The following is a 16,739-nucleotide window of genomic DNA, read 5'->3' as shown; positions in this document are numbered from 1 at the left end:
ATTTCTCCGCCTTAAGGCAAACTCTTTGAAATAGGTTACTCACTTCTTAGCCAGTAACCTATCTATTATTAATTAAGCAATTTTAGTGATCTTAACTGGACACTTCTTATAATCTGTCTGTTTAGACAGAGGATCGGTTGCATCCAAAATCAATTTGTTAATTAAGATGCGAGCATCAAAGAATGGAACAAACACTAACCCTTCAGGCGGACGGTTACGGCCACGAGTTTCAACACGAACACGTACTTCGCCGCGTTTGTTAGAAATTAACACTTCGTCACCACGGCGTAAGTTACGTTTCTTCGCATCCGCAGGGTGAATATAACAAAGCGCATCAGGAACGGCTTTATAAAGTTCAGGAACACGACGGGTCATAGTACCTGTATGCCAATGTTCAAGAACACGACCAGTACATAACCACATATCAAACTCATCACCAGGAACTTCTGGTGGCGCTTCATATGGTGCAGAGATAATTAACGCTTTACCATCAGGCTTACCGTAGAAGTCCCAATCAGAACCTTTTTTAGCGTATGGATCCGAGCCTTCTTTAAAGCGCCATAATGTTTCTTTACCATCAACTACAGGCCAACGCAGACCGCGTACATTATGGTATGTATCGTATGGTGCTAAATCGTGACCATGACCACGACCGAACGTAGCGTACTCTTCAAACAAACCTTTTTGAACGTAGAAACCTTGATCTTTAGCATCGTCATTCAGCTCTTGAGCTTCAGATAATGGGAACGCATCAACATTGCCATTTTTGTAAAGCACGTCATACATGGTTTTACCGCGGAATTCAGGTGCTTTAGCTAGTAACTCTTCACCCCACACTTCTTCTACTGTGAAGCGTTTTGAGAATTCCATGATTTGCCATAAATCAGATTTCGCTTCGCCTTTTGCTTGTACTTGTTGGTACCAAGCTTGAGTACGACGCTCAGCATTACCGTAAGCACCTTCTTTTTCTACCCACATTGCTGTAGGAAGAATTAGATCCGATGCTTGAGCTGTTGCTGTTGGGTATGGGTCAGAACATACAATGAAGTTTTCTGGATTGCGGTAACCAGGTAAACGCTCAGTATTAATGTTTGGACCCGCTTGCATGTTGTTATTACACATTACCCAGTAAGCATTAATCTTACCGTCTTTAAGCATGCGATCTTGAACAACAGCGTGTGCGCCAGGCTTGCCATTTAGAGTGCCTTCTGGCAATTTCCAAATATTTTCAGCGATTGCACGATGTTTAGGATTCTTAACAACCATATCCGCAGGTAAACGGTGTGAGAACGTACCTACTTCACGAGCAGTACCACATGCTGAAGGTTGACCAGTCAATGAGAATGGGCTATTACCAGGCGTTGAAATTTTACCCGTTAGCAAGTGAATGTTATAAACAAGGCTGTTCATCCAAACACCACGAGTGTGCTGGTTCATACCCATTGTCCATAAAGACATTACTTTCGTTTTTGGATCAGCGTATTGCTTAGCTAATGTGATCAGATCTTCTTCTGATACACCTGACATTTCAGATGCTTTTTCTGCTGTGTATGGTGCAACTGATGCTTTATATTCCTCAAAACTGATTGAGCTCATCGATCCAGAGTTAGGGTTTTCCGCTTTCATTTGTAGCGGATCAGTATCACGGAGACCATAACCGATGTCTGTTGTTGCTTGCTTGAAGTTCGTGTGTTTATTTACGAAATCCCAGTTTACAGCATCGTTTTGAATGATGTAGTTAGCGATGAAATTAGCAATAGCAAGGTCTGATTGAGGTTCAAAAATGTACCCTTTGTCTGCTAATTCAAATGAACGGTGGTAGTAAGTAGATAACACATTAACTTTAACGTGTGGATTACTTAAACGACGGTCTGAAATACGAGTCCATAGTACTGGGTGCATTTCTGCCATGTTTGAGCCCCACAGAACAAAAGAGTCTGCGTGTTCAAAGTCATCGTAACAACCCATTGGTTCATCGATACCGAATGTACGCATAAACGCACCTACCGCTGAAGCCATACAGTGACGAGCATTTGGATCGATGTTATTTGAACGGAAGCCCGCTTTCATCAATTTAACGGCTGCGTAGCCTTCCATAACTGTCCACTGACCTGAACCAAACATACCAACACCTGTTGGACCGTGTTTTTTCAGAGCGGCTTTCCATTTCTCAGCCATTGTGTCAAAAGCAACGTCCCAAGAAACAGGAGCAAAGTCACCTTCTTTGTCGTATTGACCATCAGTCATACGCAGCATTGGCGTTTGAAGGCGATCTTTTCCGTACATAATTTTAGATAGGAAGTAACCTTTGATACAGTTAAGACCTTTGTTTACTGGCGCTTCTGGATCACCTTGAGTCGCAACAACACGACCATTTTGAGTACCCACAAGTACAGAACAACCAGTACCACAAAAACGACAAGGCGCTTTATCCCATTTAATTTTTGTTTGGTCAGAACTAACGATTAAATTAGTTGCTGATGCTGGTAAAGTAATACCTGCTACAGCTGCAGCTGATGCTGCGGCGTTTGCTTTAACAAACGCACGTCTTGTCATTTTCATGATTCATCCTCACATTGCGAATCAAAGTGCTCGATTTGGTGGAAAACTAAAGCGACATTTAGAATTCCTTCGAAGTCATTTATTTTATCTATTGAATCTGTGATGTATCCTTGGTTTTCTGTTTCAAGAACAACAATCAATTTGCCCTCTTCACTTTCTCCATGGATCTCCGTATTTGGTAGTGCCAGTATTTTTTCTTTTGTTTGTTCTAAAAATTCAGGTTTAACATGAACAACTAAACTTGAAATATGAACTTCATTTTCAGGCAAATTTTCTAACATTATTTTTGCTCTTCCAGTCTCATGTTAATAGCAGAAGTAGGACAAGCGTCAACGCATCCCCCACAACCATTACACACATCTAAGTTAAGTTGAGGCTGAGCGACATTTCCCAGCACCAATTGAAAACGAATAGCTTGTGTTTCACACATATCGCTACAACTACGACATTCAACCGATTGTTTAGCTAAGCAACTTTCATTTATAGATACTTTATGAGAGAAAGCTGGAACAACAGTTAAATCAAATAAGTTTTCAGGGCAACTCTGAGCACATCCTTCACAGAAGGTACACTCTCCCTTTGTAAAATCGACAATGGGAAAACTACCATCACCTTTAACAATTATGTTTTCTTCACAGGCAGTTATACACTTTTCACACTGAGTACATTGAGAAACAAAATTTACTTCGTTGCTCACCCAAGGTAACCGCTGCTGTATTAAAGGATGTATCTTTTTCTTATTAGAGAAGCGGCGAAAAAGACCTCGTTTAGAATGGTCAACTGTATTTTCTTGACTCATCTATTCACATCTCCTTTCACCTATTCACATTTTTATATGTGGCATATTAAGTTTTGTCATATTTAATGATATACCTCATAATGGTTAAACAATGGGTATACTTGTTCTAGATCAATTTTTAAAATAAATAAAAACAACAGAATAGGTCTGATTTGCCTTTTACTAATCATAGGCTAGACATAACAAATATGAAACATACCAGGACCTCAATTTTAACAAAAACCATTGCTCAAGTAATGTTATGGATTGTCATGATATCCATTGTAACGACGAGCTTAGCTTTGATGACGCTATCTTCTAGTTTAAAAGACGCCGAAGCTGTAAATATTGCAGGGTCTTTGCGTATGCAAAGCTATCGATTGGCTTTTGATATTGAAACAAACTCTCCAAAGCTTGTTGAGCATTTAGAAAAATTTTCTGAATCGATAGAATCCCCTTCTTTTAAAACATTAGATCAATGGTTTGTACCTGATGACATTGAAGGTTATTACGAAGATATTCGACTGCAGTGGCATTCACTACAACCATCTCTACTTAGTGATAATAAGCATATATACCTTAATAAAGTCTCTAATTTTGTTGATGAAATAGATCGTTTTGTATTTCGTCTTCAAGAATTCTCAGAACGAAAATTACAGCTTTTATCATTTATAGGTGCACTAGGTTTATCGTTAATCGTCTTTTTAAGTGTTTTTATTATCTTTTTTACACAGCGAAAAATCGTGAGTCCCCTTCATCATTTAGTTGCTGCAAGTAAAGCAATGACTAATGGAAACTACTCAGTTCAAGTCAATTTAAAAAGTGATAATGAATTGGGCCTATTAAGTGATTCATTCAATCACATGGCAAAGCAAGTTGATCTTAGTTATAAAGAGCTAGAAAGCAGAGTCGAAGATAAAACCAAAAAACTGAGCCAAGCCAATCGCTCATTAACAACGCTCTATCAGTGCTCTCAGCAACTATCCGCTTCACAGCTTGACGAACAAGTTTTTAAAAATATTTTAGATACCTTTGTTAATATCGAAGGCATTACCAGTGCACGGTTAATTGTAGAAGAAGAATCTGGCGGTGATTGGGAAATTACTAGCGGCGAATCAAACTCCTCTCCCTGGAGCTTACAAGAGCTGTCTATAGATGGAGAACAACTCGGCTATTTACTGTGGCAATTTTCTCTTCCTTGCCCTGATCAAAAATTGATCATTAATATCGCAAACATTCTTGCTCGTGGTGTATTTTATAACCAAGCACAGAAACAAACACACCAACTGATCCTCTTAGAGGAGCGCTCTGCCATTGCCCGTGAATTACATGACTCACTCGCACAATCTTTATCTTATTTAAAAATTCAAACCACCCTATTAAAACGTCAACTGTCGAAATGCGATTGCAAAAATACAGGCAATACATTAATAGAATTAGATGAAGGGCTTAAAAGTGCCTATACTCAACTAAGAGAGTTACTTAATACTTTTAGGTTGACGATTAATAAAGCCCATTTTGGTGAGGCTTTACAAGAAATAACCACCACATTATCAACACAAACCGAGATAAACATTAGAGTAAATAATGAACTGCCATCTTTGCCAATAAATGCTCAGCAGCATGTTCATTTATTACAATTAATCCGTGAAGCAACATTAAATGCCATCAAACACTCAAAAGCTGATAATATTATCATTACGTGTTTTCAAGAAGGTGAGCAAGGCTACATTAACATTGAAGACGATGGGGTAGGATTTGACCCTAGTAAAGAAAAAATAAATCATTATGGATTAAGAATAATGCAAGAGCGCGCTACCTGCGTTCGTGGCACCTTATCCATATCCTCTGAATTAGAACACGGTTGTACAGTGAACGTTACGTTTCCACTTAACCAATAAAGAATAGAAGGTACAAATTATGTGGAATGTTGTAATCGTTGATGATCACCCATTAATGCGTCGTGGTATTGGTCAACTGCTCTCTTTTGAGGAAGAATTTACATTAACAGGTGAAGCTAGTAATGGTACCGATGCCGTTGCCCTAATCTCTCAAGATGAACCTGATTTAGTTTTACTTGATTTAAACATGAAAGGAATGTCAGGCTTAGATACTCTTCATGCCTTAAGAAATGAAGGTGTTACTTGTCCAATCGTTATCTTAACGGTTTCAGACAATAAACAAGACATCAAAACCTTAGTTAAAGCCGGAGCTGATGGCTACTTATTGAAAGACAGTGAGCCTGATGAGCTGATTTCATTATTAAAAGAAGCGATGAAAGGCGGGAAAGCTTACTCTGAACAAGTAAAAGCCTGTTTAGAACAAGAAAATAACGGCGATGATAAATTGGCAACTCTAACCGCTCGTGAATTAGAGATCTTACAAAATGTAGCAAAAGGGATGCGTAACAAACAAGTTGCAGACAAACTCTTTATCTCTGAAGCTACCGTTAAAGTTCATATGAAAAGTTTATTAAAGAAACTGAATGTAAAATCACGAGTTGCAGCTACTTTAATTTATTTGGACTCTTAATGATAAAACTCCTGTTCACCGCTTTTCTAAGTCTCTTTTTATTAAGTGGCTGTGCATTAACAACGCAGCCCTTAGATAAAGACTCAACAACTATCGCTCTCCACTATAATGATGATAGCGTAAAAGGTTGCTCTCAATTAGGGACAATAACGGGCAGCGAAGGACATTGGTATACTTTCTTTTTTATATCAAACAAAGAGTTAATGATATCGGCTGTAAATGACATGAAAAATGAAGCTTATGCGTTAGAGGCGAATACCGTTGTAGTTCAAACGCCCATGCCTTTTAATACTTCTGTCACCTTATTAGGTTCAGCCTATCATTGCCCATAACCACCTTTGCCTATTTTACTAAAGCAAAAAAGAATAGAAACAAGAACGCCAACAGATTTGTTGGCGTTTTTATTCAAATATCATCCTTGTTAAGATCATTATTTTAATGATACAAAGTTGATGCAATTTCATTTTCTCGTGAACACACCCACTCTGGATCATAAGGTCCCCAATCTGATAGACGATAATACCCATCATTATGGCGACGTCCATCTTGAATGAACATCAATTCAATACCAATGCCAGGTAAGGCTTTCAATACATCTTGAATCGTACGACGAGGCCAGCCTGTTAGTTCAACAAGCTTAGGCACATTTGGCCTTTCTAAATTATGTACCAATAACGCCAAATATAAGCGTCTGGCAAACACTGGATTCAACTCCATTGATACCTCCTGATTTAATAACAACAATTATTAATCATTCAGTATTTTTGATGTTGAGATTGATCAACTAATTACGAAAATAATCCTACAAATCCGCCAATATGCACATATATTTGCATTTTTTGTAATTAATTTTCATAACTATCATTACTGATTTGTATTGAATCACCCAATGTTAACAGTCCCACCACCTTTAACCGTACCACCACAATCAATCGTATCTCCACTTCTTGCTGCAGCTTTCCCATCAATAAACACGGATCCTGAACCCGCAGAGATAGCTCTTGCATGAGGAGGATGGTTTGGTTTTGAATGCGGTGCTAAAGGATCACCTTCTCTTGCGGCAGGCAACCCATCAACGTTCACGGTTCCAGATCCTGCAAGAACAGGTGTAGGATGAAAACCGTCATGATCACTCCCTATATCTCCAACTTTTACTGCATTTCCCATCATTTTTCCTATTAATTATCTTATTTTGAAAGTGTATATTTTCTCAGCAATGATAAAAATATTGGCGAAGAAAAAGACGAGTCACTTCAAATAATAATCAATAGAATACTAAATAGCCTACAGCTCTGGCGTATTTGTTCAATAATCGTTATAAATAGACCATAACTAATAACATAATGAAGAATGAATAAAGTCATGACTGTAATTTACGGAATTAAAAACTGCGATACTATTAAGAAATGTAAAAAATGGTTTGAAGCAAACGATCTCACTTTTACTTACCATGATTACCGTACAGATGGTATCGATAAAGAAATGGTAACCACTTTTGTTCAGCACCTTGGCTGGGAGAACGTTGTCAATAAACGTGGTACCACTTATCGTCAGCTAAGTGACGAACAAAAAGCCTCTTTAAATGAAGAGAGTGCTATTGAATTACTCCTAGAAATGCCTGCCATGATTAAACGCCCCGTTCTTATCTTAAATGATCAATATCATTTAGGTTTTAAACCCGCTCAATATGACGCGCTTTTTAACGTTTAAACCGAATCCATTAATTTAGATACACCATTAAATAGAAGTAAAGGAATACATAATGTCAGACACCCCAACATTAGCGCTTGCTAAAGATCTATTAAGCCGTCAATCCGTTACCCCTGAAGATGCTGGTTGCCAAGAGCTTATGATAAAACGACTAGAAGCACTTGGCTTTACAATAGAAGTAATGGTATTTGAAGATACCACTAACTTTTGGGCTCGCCGTGGCACTGAAGCACCTTTATTTACTTTTGCGGGCCATACCGATGTTGTACCAACTGGTTCATTAGATCACTGGAATACCAATCCATTTGAACCAACGATTATTGATGGCATGCTATACGCTCGTGGTGCTGCTGATATGAAGGGTTCTTTGGCTTGTATGGTTGTTGCTGTTGAGCGCTTTGTTTCTGAACACCCAGATCACAAAGGTTCGATTTCTTTTTTAATCACATCCGATGAAGAAGGTCCATTCATTAATGGGACAACTCGTGTTGTTGATACACTAAAAGAGCGTAATGAAATTATTGATATGTGTATTGTAGGTGAACCATCAAGCACAGATCATGTGGGTGATGTTGTAAAAAATGGTCGTCGTGGCTCTCTAACTGGTAATCTAACCGTTAAAGGGATCCAAGGTCACGTTGCTTATCCGCATATCGCTCGAAACCCTATTCATCAAGCAATGCCAGTATTAACTGAATTAGCTACGACTGAATGGGATAAAGGCAATGATTACTTCCCTCCAACTAGCTTCCAAATACCAAATATCAATGGCGGTACTGGTGCGTCAAATGTGATCCCTGGCGATCTCGAAGTAATGTTTAACTTTCGCTTTAGTACAGAATCAACAGTAGAAGGCTTACAACAGCGCGTTATTGATACATTAAATAAACACGATTTAGAGTATGACTTAGATTGGATCATTAATGGCCTACCATTTTTAACTGATACTGGCGATCTACTCACTGCCGTTGTCGATGCTGTTGATACGGTTAATCAGCAAAAACCTCAACTATTAACCACTGGTGGCACCTCTGATGGGCGCTTCATTGCACAAATGGGATCTCAAGTTATTGAGCTTGGGCCTGTCAATGCAACTATTCATAAAGTAAATGAATGCGTTAAAGTAGATGATTTAGAAAAGCTGACAGATATGTATCAAGAAGTACTTAATAATTTACTTGCCTAATCAATTTAGGTATATGATAAGAGGGTAACTCCTCTTATCATTATTTGGTACTCTATGAATAATCAAGAACTTACCGGTTTATCAACCCTGCACCTTTCTTTTGTAAATGAACACCGTCAACTTCACCACGATTGTATTTTATCTTTCAAATCTTTAGAAAAAGCGGCATTAGAGGCAGGTTTTACGCTCACGATTGCCAGTAGTTTTCGTGATTTTGAACGCCAGTTAATGATTTGGAATAACAAATTTAATGGTACTCGTCCCATTTTAGGGGAAGACGGGCACTCGCTTGATACCAGTAATATGAGTGCAATAGAAAAGATCCACGCGATTATGCGTTGGTCCGCTCTACCCGGTGCCAGTCGCCATCATTGGGGGACCGATCTTGATGTTTATGCTTCCAATACCCTTCCAAGTGAGATCTCTCTGCAACTTGAGCCTTGGGAATACAATACCGGACATCAAGCTCAATTCAGCTTATGGTTAAAAGATAATGCCTCTTATCATGGTTTCTTTTTCCCTTACAATACAGACCGAAAAGGAGTTGCTGTTGAGCCTTGGCATATCAGCCATACAAAGAAAAGTACGGGGTTAATGGCAAAATTGACTCCAGAAATTCTGATCGATGCTTGGAAAGAGGTCGATTTAGCAGGAAAGGACACTATCATTAAACATATTGATACATTATTTGTTCGCTATATAACGAATATTAATAAGGACTAACTATGGAATGGTTAACAAACCCTTGGGTCATCATTGCTATTGTTTTAAGTGTAGTAATAGGTAATCTCGCTGCATTGAAAGCAACTGCGAATATGAAATTTGGTCAACCTAAAAAACCAATAGCTCCACAAGAAGATCCTGACCAAGATAAAAACGATAGCACAATGAAAAAAATAAATGATGAGATATTAGATAAAAAAGATGAAAAAAAAGACGCTCAATAATATGAACGCCTTTGCTTATTTATCCAATATTCTGAATAACGCTTATTCTTCTGTCGTTTTTACTTTAGGCATATTATTTGATTTATCAATAATCGCAGCCAATACTGGAACGACAGAATCAAGGATCTCTTCATTTACAGGTTTACCACCTGCATCCGTCACATTAATAGATGTACGGTTACCTAAATCACCCAATAATAGATTATAAGTACTGCCTTCAAAAGAAAGAGGTTTTGTTCCAATTTCTTGCCAAAACTCATCATCAGGTTCTTTATATTTCACCTTGATCGTACCTTGAGAGCGGTTTCTGTCCTCAATTTCAAGTCCCATCATTGGCAATAATTCACCTAGACGTTCCCAAAATATATTATACGGAGCGCGAGCAATAATAACTGGAAGACCACTTCTATCTTGCCCCATAGAAATAGGGATTAGTTTCACTAACTCTTCCGCACGAATACGTGCTTCTTCACGTAATTGAGCATCATAAGCAGATGTAACTAAATTGGTCATCAAAATGTTGTAACGCGCCTTATTAGCTTGAGTAACTTCAGTTTGCTTCCCATCAACCTGCCAATCAATTAATGATATTTGGAAACCAGAACGATTATTCAGACTCAGCCTTGAGATCTTATAACGCGCACCAAACTCATTGTCTTCATCTTCTGAAATCCATTTAAGCCAGTCAGTTTCTAACTCAGAATCTGTTTGCGTTAATAAACTAAGATTACGTTGTTCAATTAAAGTTAACATGGTTTGCCAAAGCTTATCGACATCACCTTCTTTAACAAGCCATACTGTTACTTCTCCCTTAACCTCTTCAATACGAGCTCCGGGGATTAACTCTAAAACTTGTTGAGGAGGACGAATATCCACTTCTTTACCTACTCCACCACTGAAATCCCCTTTAGGAATATCATATTGAGTATAAAACTCAGGCTTTGCCTCAGTAGGCTGTTGCCATTCTTTTAATGGCTGAGTTTCTAAATATTTAAAATCTTGTTTAGCTTGGCGACGCTCTGTTGGACTGCTTGAACATGCTGACAAAACCGCAATCATCAATGATCCAACAACAAAGCGAGTGTTCACTTTCATTATAAATCCTATTACTTCAACACACCGGCACGAATCATAGCCTGTTCAACAACAGGTTGTGCTGAGTGGCTTAATTCGGTTAATGGTAAACGAATATCTGGGTGAGTAATCATTCCTAAACGATGTGTAGCCCATTTCACAGGAATTGGGTTTGCTTCTACAAATAAATCGTTATGTAATGGCATTAAACGCTGATTAATAACTTCAGCTTCTTCAAATTTACCTTGAGCAGCTAGTGCAAACATTGTTGCCATCTCTTTTGCTGCTATATTTGATGTTACAGAGATAACACCTTTTCCACCTAATTTTACAAACTCAAGTGCTGTGGCATCATCACCACTTAATTGGATTAAGTTTTCACCACAAAGTTCACGAGTAATGGCAATTCGATCTAAATCTGCCGTTGCGTCTTTTAAAGCGACAATATTCTTAAACTCAGATAATCGAGCAACGGTCTCTGGTAATAAATCTACCGCTGTACGACCAGGTACATTATAAAGGATCTGAGGCACATCAGTTGATTCTGAAATGGCTTTATAGTGTTGAAATAAGCCTTCTTGTGTTGGCTTATTATAATATGGCGTTACGCTTAAACAGCCTGCTACACCAGAATCTCTAAATAGTTTACTAAATGTCACGGCTTCATGAGTTGCATTTGCCCCAGTACCTGCAATTACAGGAATACGGCCATCAGCAAACTCTAGAGTCTTCATTACAAGCTTGACATGTTCTTCCACACTTAATGTCGCTGACTCGCCTGTTGTACCAACAGCAACAATGCCATCTGTGCCTGCATCAATATGGTAATCAACAAGGTTTTTTAAGCTGGTGTAATCTACTTCACCATCGGTATCGAGTGGTGTTACTAATGCGACAATGCTACCTGAGAACATATCCTTCTCCCTTTTATCTTAGCCCGAACGTACGAATGATCTCTGTTATTCATTAATATCATTGCAAAGAGTCATCTTCCTTGACCATATATAAAGCCTATGGTTTTCGTCTTCTATGCAATAAGCAGAGTCATTCAATCAATATTCCTCAAGGATATTACATAAGAGACCGTTTTGTAGAGTCTTTTTTTTGACGAATGTTCACTATTGCTTGCTTATCACACAATCACTTGCGTGTTAGTATTAGGTTATCTTTTTCAACAACGAGTTTTTTATGTCTCAATACCTTGTAATTACCGCTATCGGTACAGATAGACCCGGAATCTCTAATAAGGTGACTCGCCTTGTTACCGAATCAAGCTGTAATATCATCGATAGTCGTATCGCCTCATTTGGTAGTGAATTCACATTAATCATGTTGTTGTCTGGCACAGCGAATGCGATTTCTCGAATTGAAAATACCTTGCCTCTACTTGGGCAACAACACGATCTGAATACCATGATGAAACGCACCTCTCCTCATCAAGAACGTGATATTTTTTACACTATTGATGCATTTATCGAATCAGAAGATCGTCCAGGCTTAACCGAGAAGTTCACTGATTTTTTAGCCAATCGAGATATTGATTTAAAAACACTCAGCGCTCAGACCCTTAAAAAGGGAGAGAATCAAAATACTTTCCAAATCCAAATTACCGCCGAAATTTTTCAAGAATGCCACATCATCGAGATCCAAGAGCAATTTGAAGCCTTATGCTCAACATTAGGCGTTAGCGGTAAGATCAATTTTTATAAAACGAATTAAAAAAGCACAATCAAAAGGAAATATCATGATCACGCCATTAGCAGCAGGCTCACCTGCACCAGACGTATCACTTCTTGATCAAAATGGAGACACAGTATCTCTATCTGATTTAAAAGGTAAAAGAGTTCTATTTTATTTTTACCCAAAAGCCATGACCCCAGGTTGTACTGTTCAAGCTCAAGGTCTTCGTGACATTAAAGCTGAATTAGATGATCACAATGTCGTTACTTTAGGTGTAAGCATTGACGCAGTTAAACGTTTAGGTAAATTCATTGAACGTGACGAATTGAACTTCACTCTGTTATCTGATGAAGATCATGCTGCTGCAGAGGCTTTTGGTGTTTGGGGCGAAAAAAAATTCACCCTTGACTATTTTTAATGACAAAATAACTTGATAAATTTTTATGACAATCTATCTTTGATATATGGGTAACATATTGAGGGTTGTTTTGTGAGAGAAACGCATGAAGAAAAACATTCTGATATTTATGATGACTACCGATTGCTTTCCGTAGAGGTAGATACATTAGCAAAACTGAAAATATCAGAGATCAACGATGCTGACTCTGACGAGGTGACCTACTCACCCTACCTTTCCCCATCCCATCTAAAGTCACGCCTAAAGAAAACCAATATTATCATTGCACCCGATGGACTTGTTGTTTACCCACAATCATTTTACCTAGTCTCCAAACTTCGTGGCGAAGGATTTGTTAAAGACACCGACTCAATTGCAAAGGGTTTGTTGGCCTTTACTCGCTTCTTAGATTCAACTCACATCTCTCAACTGGACAATGACGGTAACGAAATACCACCACAACACTTAACCTATAAGTCTTTAACAAAATATGAGGAAGAAGGTGCACCTTGTGGCAGTTTGCAGAGTGCCTCTTGGCTAATTGCCGAAGTAAAGGTAATGCAACAGGTGAAGAGGCCTATTCTCTTGCTACCGTTAGAAGTTACATGGGAGCTGTGATTGGTTTTTATAAGTGGATGCAAAAGTACGGCTATCTCAAAAATGATGATGAACATGTATTGACACACTTCAGCAAGGTAGAAGCTTACGTAGACTACACTAATCAGCACGACATGCTTGCCCACACCAAGGGTGGCGGAAAGCGAGTCTATGAAATATCAAACATCATGAAGATGTTTCCCAAAAACGATCAAACGCCTGCTTATCAAAAGCTGAAACCGATGACGTTCGATCATAAAGAGTTATTTTATCGGCACATAAAGACATTACCTAAGGCTGTTTGCTTAATGCTTAGACTATGTGAAGAGTCTGGGCTTAGAATTGATGAATCTACGCACTTCCCTGCACACAATATTGGTCACTCTGATTGTAGTGAGCTAGACGTGGTACCTGTTCACATTACACACACCAAAGGGAGCAAACCTCGCACTGTTGAAATCCCTATCGCACTTTATGAAGAGTTAGAGGTATACAAGGAATGTAATCAGCGACAAAAGAACCTAACTCGACGAAAAGAGCAGATTGATTCTCAAGAAGAACTAGACACCACTGATTACCTTTTTGTTTCCAACAAAGGACGACCTTACACAGAAAATACTCTGGAAGTGCATTTTGGTGTACTGAAAAAGCGCATCAGAGCAATAGAACCTGGTTGGTACTACCGCATCCACGATTTGCGTTCAACTTTTGCCACTCATTGGCTTTGGAGTGAATCTCAAAAGCGACAGGTTGCCTATGACTTTCTGATGGATGAGTTAAAAGAGCTGATGGGGCACTCAAGTACTTCTATTACTGAAAAGTACATTAAGTTCATAAATAAACTTGATGACCAATTGAGAGTCGCAATAAGTAAAAACAACAAAATAAATGGGGGGTGGTAGCATGGCAAAAAGCACCACTAGCTAAAAACTCAAAGACTGTTAAGCATGTTAGAAATAGTAAAAATGTAGTTCCACTACGCTTGACTATTCCATACAAAGGACATGGAGACAGAACGATCACAGAGTTTGATGTCTCGCATTTGTTGCACCTCGGTGCTAATAAAAACAACGATAAAATTAAAAGCCGTACACCTTACCTGCTTAGCTTCTGTAAAAAAACTAAGCAGTACGTTGATAACGGCAACTCAGCACGTACCGTAGTGAGTATCTATGACAACTTACGAGCTTTCATTATATTTTGCGATTCTGCGAAAGTTCTCCCCTTTTCCGAAAAAGGCTATTTAAAATACACGGGTAATGATGGTGAGTTAAGACATCGTATAAAACAGTATGACCCATCAAAACGATTATGGGAAAGGCAACATAAGGATGAGCTAGGCATCAAGGAATCAACTGCTTCCAATATAGCTTCAATGCTTCGAACCGCTCTCATATGGTCTGGATTACCTATTGGTTCATGGGCTGCCCAGCATCGAGGCTTTAGTCACGAGCCAACGCAGTTCAAACTCTATTCTGATGCCGAGGAAAAACTTCTTGTCACTCGTTTAAGCGAGTTATTTTTTACATTAGCCCCACTGCTTATTACTGCAAAAAAAGAAAGCTTAATACTACCCGAGACATTACCTGTTTCTATTGAGCTGGGTAGATACCAAGAAGTCATTCCGATTCAAACTTCTCTTAAAGCCAAAACGTATAGTAGAAGCAAGAATGGTACTCATGTTAAAACCAGCGCTGCTTTTAACATGGCGATGGGAGCTGCTTACCACCTGATGTGTTTTTTCACCTCACTAAATGATAGTAATATTAAAGGTACCGCTCACCCCATCACAATTCATACTGATGAGCGTGATAAAAGCTTAAAAATTGTAAAAGTATCGAGCTATAAAGCACGAGCTGACAAAAAGATAGATGCAGTTCTCACCAATGAAAACTACGAGAAATTTGATGTTGATAAGCGTGATGGCGTGAAGTTCATCAAAATGCTTGAAGAACTCTCAAAGCTGTACGGGAGTAACGAGAAAGGCTCACCCTTATTATTCACTCTAAACAATAAAAGCGAGGAAAATGAGAGCTTCAATTTGATGGAAATAAACAAGAACCTAACCACAAAGTTAAACCTTATTTCACCAAATCGAGCATCCACTATTCCTTGGTTAAAAGAGTTATTTTATAGCTATCTTAACCAACAAGTTATCGAATTAAAAACAAAGACTAATAGACTTGGTAGAGTATTTGTAAGCAAAGTGGCTCGATCAAGCTCTAAAACTAAAGCTACACAAGGTGCAACCAATGCCGCCTACTGCATTTTATCTTGTTACACAGACTTACCACTAAAAGGCATTCTACTTCCACTTTCGTATTCGGAAAAAGACTCAAGTGGAAACATCAGTGTTTCGTTCAAATACCGAAATGGTGCTAGCCATTGCTTTTCTATCCCTGCTATGGATAAGGAAACTAATTCAAGATATTGAACAATTCGCCACAAAACTAGCGGATAAGCAAATATCTAATACGTACGAACGGTTGCTGCTCAAAAGAGGTTATGCAAAGCAAGCTCCAAAAGATTGGGAAGGGATTATCCCTATAACATCCAATCAAATGAGAACTTGGTCAATTGATCCAAATGACTACTTTATTTCACTCCAATCAAGTCGTTGGAGAGAGACAACCAGCAACCAAGTGTATTCAGCTTCTGGTAAAAGTGGTGTTCAAAGCATTCTTCAAAACCTGTTTGAAACCATTGATAAGCATTATGCCTGTGGCGATCCTCGACTCAATAAAATTATCATCTCAGAAGCAATACAAGTGATGGAACAACTAGATGAAGATACAAGCTTAGAACAAGCGAAAGAAACGATTGCTGCAGAACATGGTATTCCAATACTGACACATGATGAGTGGCAAAAGAAACATAAGGAAAAAAACGCCAAAACTAACCCAAATGGCATTATTTGTAACGGGCAACAGCGCATTAAAAGCGGTAAAAGTACTCAACGTGAGACCAACAATGCATTGGGCTTGAAACTACCTTGTGCTGAATATGATATGTGTCACAAGTGCCAGTCAGCTCAGGTCATTAATGACGTTCAAGCCATCTATAAACTTATCTCTTTCATTGATGTGCTGAAAGAAGCATTAGACCACTACCCCAATGCAAAAGAGGAAGTCCATGAAAAGATCGTCGCTTTTGAATTTACCCTGGACGGGGCAAGTCAAGATGTGTACGACGATGCCTTGGCGTTGTTTGACAAAGACGGTCGCCACCCACGGGTATCCACTGACCATGCCATTTTGACTTTATATCGTTAATTAG

At 38.7% G+C, this 16,739-nt stretch carries 15 protein-coding genes and 3 pseudogenes; 11 read left to right on the top strand and 7 right to left on the bottom strand.

Going from position 1 to position 16,739, the window contains the following annotated elements:
* Nucleotides 1–72: 72 nt before the first annotated feature.
* The 3 genes from napA to napF are packed head-to-tail and all read right to left on the bottom strand — an operon-like array spanning nt 73 to nt 3,361.
* A complete protein-coding gene (napA, locus tag ACU5DF_RS08060; protein WP_446712517.1) occupies nt 73–2,562 on the bottom strand; it encodes a periplasmic nitrate reductase subunit alpha in 2,490 nt (829 codons plus the stop codon).
* On the bottom strand, nt 2,559–2,831 hold the full coding sequence (locus tag ACU5DF_RS08055) for a chaperone NapD (RefSeq protein WP_254052651.1): 273 nt from the start codon (nt 2,829–2,831) through the stop codon (nt 2,559–2,561). The genes napA and ACU5DF_RS08055 overlap by 4 nt, the downstream gene beginning before the upstream one ends.
* 11 nt (nt 2,832–2,842) lie before the next feature.
* Nucleotides 2,843–3,361 (bottom strand): ferredoxin-type protein NapF, encoded by a 519-nt coding sequence (gene napF / locus ACU5DF_RS08050; RefSeq protein WP_446712516.1) that lies wholly within the window; start codon nt 3,359–3,361, stop codon nt 2,843–2,845.
* Between the two features lie 188 nt (nt 3,362–3,549).
* On the opposite strand from napF, the gene narQ reads away from it, so the two are divergent.
* From narQ to ACU5DF_RS08035, 3 genes are read left to right on the top strand one after another with little or no spacing between them, the layout of a single operon-like run.
* On the top strand, nt 3,550–5,241 hold the full coding sequence (gene narQ, locus ACU5DF_RS08045) for a nitrate/nitrite two-component system sensor histidine kinase NarQ (protein ID WP_446712515.1): 1,692 nt from the start codon (nt 3,550–3,552) through the stop codon (nt 5,239–5,241).
* 19 nt (nt 5,242–5,260) lie between these two features.
* On the top strand, nt 5,261–5,872 hold the full coding sequence (locus ACU5DF_RS08040) for a response regulator (protein WP_446712514.1): 612 nt from the start codon (nt 5,261–5,263) through the stop codon (nt 5,870–5,872).
* A complete protein-coding gene (locus ACU5DF_RS08035) occupies nt 5,872–6,204 on the top strand; it encodes a DUF4156 domain-containing protein (protein ID WP_446712513.1) in 333 nt (110 codons plus the stop codon). Before ACU5DF_RS08040 ends, ACU5DF_RS08035 begins: the two co-directional genes overlap by 1 nt.
* A 103-nt stretch (nt 6,205–6,307) precedes the next feature.
* On the opposite strand, the gene ACU5DF_RS08030 is transcribed toward ACU5DF_RS08035, so the two are convergent.
* Both ACU5DF_RS08030 and ACU5DF_RS08025 read right to left on the bottom strand, forming a co-directional pair.
* The gene (locus ACU5DF_RS08030; RefSeq protein ID WP_045102686.1) at nt 6,308–6,589 is read right to left on the bottom strand and encodes a winged helix-turn-helix domain-containing protein; all 282 of its coding nucleotides are present in this window, start codon (nt 6,587–6,589) and stop codon (nt 6,308–6,310) included.
* A gap of 165 nt (nt 6,590–6,754) precedes the next feature.
* Entirely contained in the window at nt 6,755–7,039 is a 285-nt protein-coding gene (locus tag ACU5DF_RS08025; protein ID WP_446714208.1) for a type VI secretion system PAAR protein, read from the bottom strand.
* A gap of 195 nt (nt 7,040–7,234) precedes the next feature.
* Between ACU5DF_RS08025 and ACU5DF_RS08020 the strand changes: the two genes are divergently transcribed.
* Genes ACU5DF_RS08020 through ACU5DF_RS08005 form a run of 4 tightly spaced genes read left to right on the top strand, consistent with a single transcriptional unit; the run spans nt 7,235 to nt 9,715 of the window.
* Nucleotides 7,235–7,582: an ArsC family reductase gene (locus ACU5DF_RS08020; protein WP_446712512.1), complete on the top strand. Its 348-nt coding sequence runs from the start codon at nt 7,235–7,237 to the stop codon at nt 7,580–7,582.
* A 52-nt stretch (nt 7,583–7,634) separates the two neighbouring features.
* A complete protein-coding gene (gene dapE / locus ACU5DF_RS08015; RefSeq protein ID WP_446712511.1) occupies nt 7,635–8,768 on the top strand; it encodes a succinyl-diaminopimelate desuccinylase in 1,134 nt (377 codons plus the stop codon).
* Between the two features lie 54 nt (nt 8,769–8,822).
* Nucleotides 8,823–9,491, top strand: coding sequence for a M15 family metallopeptidase (locus ACU5DF_RS08010; RefSeq protein WP_446712510.1), 669 nt, complete (start codon nt 8,823–8,825; stop codon nt 9,489–9,491).
* A gap of 2 nt (nt 9,492–9,493) precedes the next feature.
* Nucleotides 9,494–9,715, top strand: a complete 222-nt coding sequence (locus ACU5DF_RS08005; RefSeq protein WP_446712509.1) for a DUF2897 family protein — start codon at nt 9,494–9,496, stop codon at nt 9,713–9,715.
* 42 nt (nt 9,716–9,757) lie between these two features.
* Here ACU5DF_RS08005 and bamC read toward each other — a convergent pair whose 3' ends face one another.
* Together bamC and dapA are read right to left on the bottom strand one after the other, a co-directional pair.
* Nucleotides 9,758–10,810 carry an outer membrane protein assembly factor BamC gene (bamC, locus tag ACU5DF_RS08000; protein WP_446712508.1) on the bottom strand — a complete coding sequence of 351 codons (1,053 nt, stop codon included), beginning with the start codon at nt 10,808–10,810 and terminating at the stop codon, nt 9,758–9,760.
* Nucleotides 10,811–10,821: 11 nt separating this feature from the next.
* Nucleotides 10,822–11,703, bottom strand: a complete 882-nt coding sequence (gene dapA / locus ACU5DF_RS07995) for a 4-hydroxy-tetrahydrodipicolinate synthase (protein ID WP_045102693.1) — start codon at nt 11,701–11,703, stop codon at nt 10,822–10,824.
* 274 nt (nt 11,704–11,977) lie between these two features.
* Here dapA and ACU5DF_RS07990 point away from each other — a divergent pair, with 274 nt between their 5' ends.
* The 4 genes and pseudogenes from ACU5DF_RS07990 (at nt 11,978) to ACU5DF_RS07975 (ending at nt 16,735) form a co-directional block, all read left to right on the top strand.
* A complete protein-coding gene (locus ACU5DF_RS07990) occupies nt 11,978–12,508 on the top strand; it encodes a glycine cleavage system transcriptional repressor (protein ID WP_045102694.1) in 531 nt (176 codons plus the stop codon).
* Nucleotides 12,509–12,536: 28 nt separating this feature from the next.
* Nucleotides 12,537–12,869: pseudogene (gene bcp / locus ACU5DF_RS07985) on the top strand (thioredoxin-dependent thiol peroxidase); the annotation flags it as partial.
* A 90-nt stretch (nt 12,870–12,959) separates the two neighbouring features.
* Nucleotides 12,960–14,365, top strand: a pseudogene (locus ACU5DF_RS07980) (tyrosine-type recombinase/integrase).
* A pseudogene (locus ACU5DF_RS07975) lies at nt 14,359–16,735 on the top strand (hypothetical protein). Before ACU5DF_RS07980 ends, ACU5DF_RS07975 begins: the two co-directional pseudogenes overlap by 7 nt.
* Nucleotides 16,736–16,739: the final 4 nt, after the last annotated feature.

This window comes from Aliivibrio wodanis (assembly GCF_052920805.1).
This window is presented reverse-complemented; position numbering and strand designations above follow the sequence as displayed.

What these genes read in the sequence shown, in the direction of transcription:
- napA (WP_446712517.1), bottom strand. Translation starts at nt 2,562, where the DNA reads ATGAAAATGACAAGACGTGCGTTTGTTAAAGCAAACGCCGCAGCATCA.
- napF (WP_446712516.1), bottom strand. Translation starts at nt 3,361, where the DNA reads ATGAGTCAAGAAAATACAGTTGACCATTCTAAACGAGGTCTTTTTCGC.
- narQ (WP_446712515.1), top strand. Translation starts at nt 3,550, where the DNA reads ATGAAACATACCAGGACCTCAATTTTAACAAAAACCATTGCTCAAGTA.
- ACU5DF_RS08040 (WP_446712514.1), top strand. Translation starts at nt 5,261, where the DNA reads ATGTGGAATGTTGTAATCGTTGATGATCACCCATTAATGCGTCGTGGT.
- ACU5DF_RS08035 (WP_446712513.1), top strand. Translation starts at nt 5,872, where the DNA reads ATGATAAAACTCCTGTTCACCGCTTTTCTAAGTCTCTTTTTATTAAGT.
- ACU5DF_RS08030 (WP_045102686.1), bottom strand. Translation starts at nt 6,589, where the DNA reads ATGGAGTTGAATCCAGTGTTTGCCAGACGCTTATATTTGGCGTTATTG.
- ACU5DF_RS08025 (WP_446714208.1), bottom strand. Translation starts at nt 7,039, where the DNA reads ATGGGAAATGCAGTAAAAGTTGGAGATATAGGGAGTGATCATGACGGT.
- ACU5DF_RS08020 (WP_446712512.1), top strand. Translation starts at nt 7,235, where the DNA reads ATGACTGTAATTTACGGAATTAAAAACTGCGATACTATTAAGAAATGT.
- dapE (WP_446712511.1), top strand. Translation starts at nt 7,635, where the DNA reads ATGTCAGACACCCCAACATTAGCGCTTGCTAAAGATCTATTAAGCCGT.
- ACU5DF_RS08010 (WP_446712510.1), top strand. Translation starts at nt 8,823, where the DNA reads ATGAATAATCAAGAACTTACCGGTTTATCAACCCTGCACCTTTCTTTT.
- ACU5DF_RS08005 (WP_446712509.1), top strand. Translation starts at nt 9,494, where the DNA reads ATGGAATGGTTAACAAACCCTTGGGTCATCATTGCTATTGTTTTAAGT.
- bamC (WP_446712508.1), bottom strand. Translation starts at nt 10,810, where the DNA reads ATGAAAGTGAACACTCGCTTTGTTGTTGGATCATTGATGATTGCGGTT.
- dapA (WP_045102693.1), bottom strand. Translation starts at nt 11,703, where the DNA reads ATGTTCTCAGGTAGCATTGTCGCATTAGTAACACCACTCGATACCGAT.
- ACU5DF_RS07990 (WP_045102694.1), top strand. Translation starts at nt 11,978, where the DNA reads ATGTCTCAATACCTTGTAATTACCGCTATCGGTACAGATAGACCCGGA.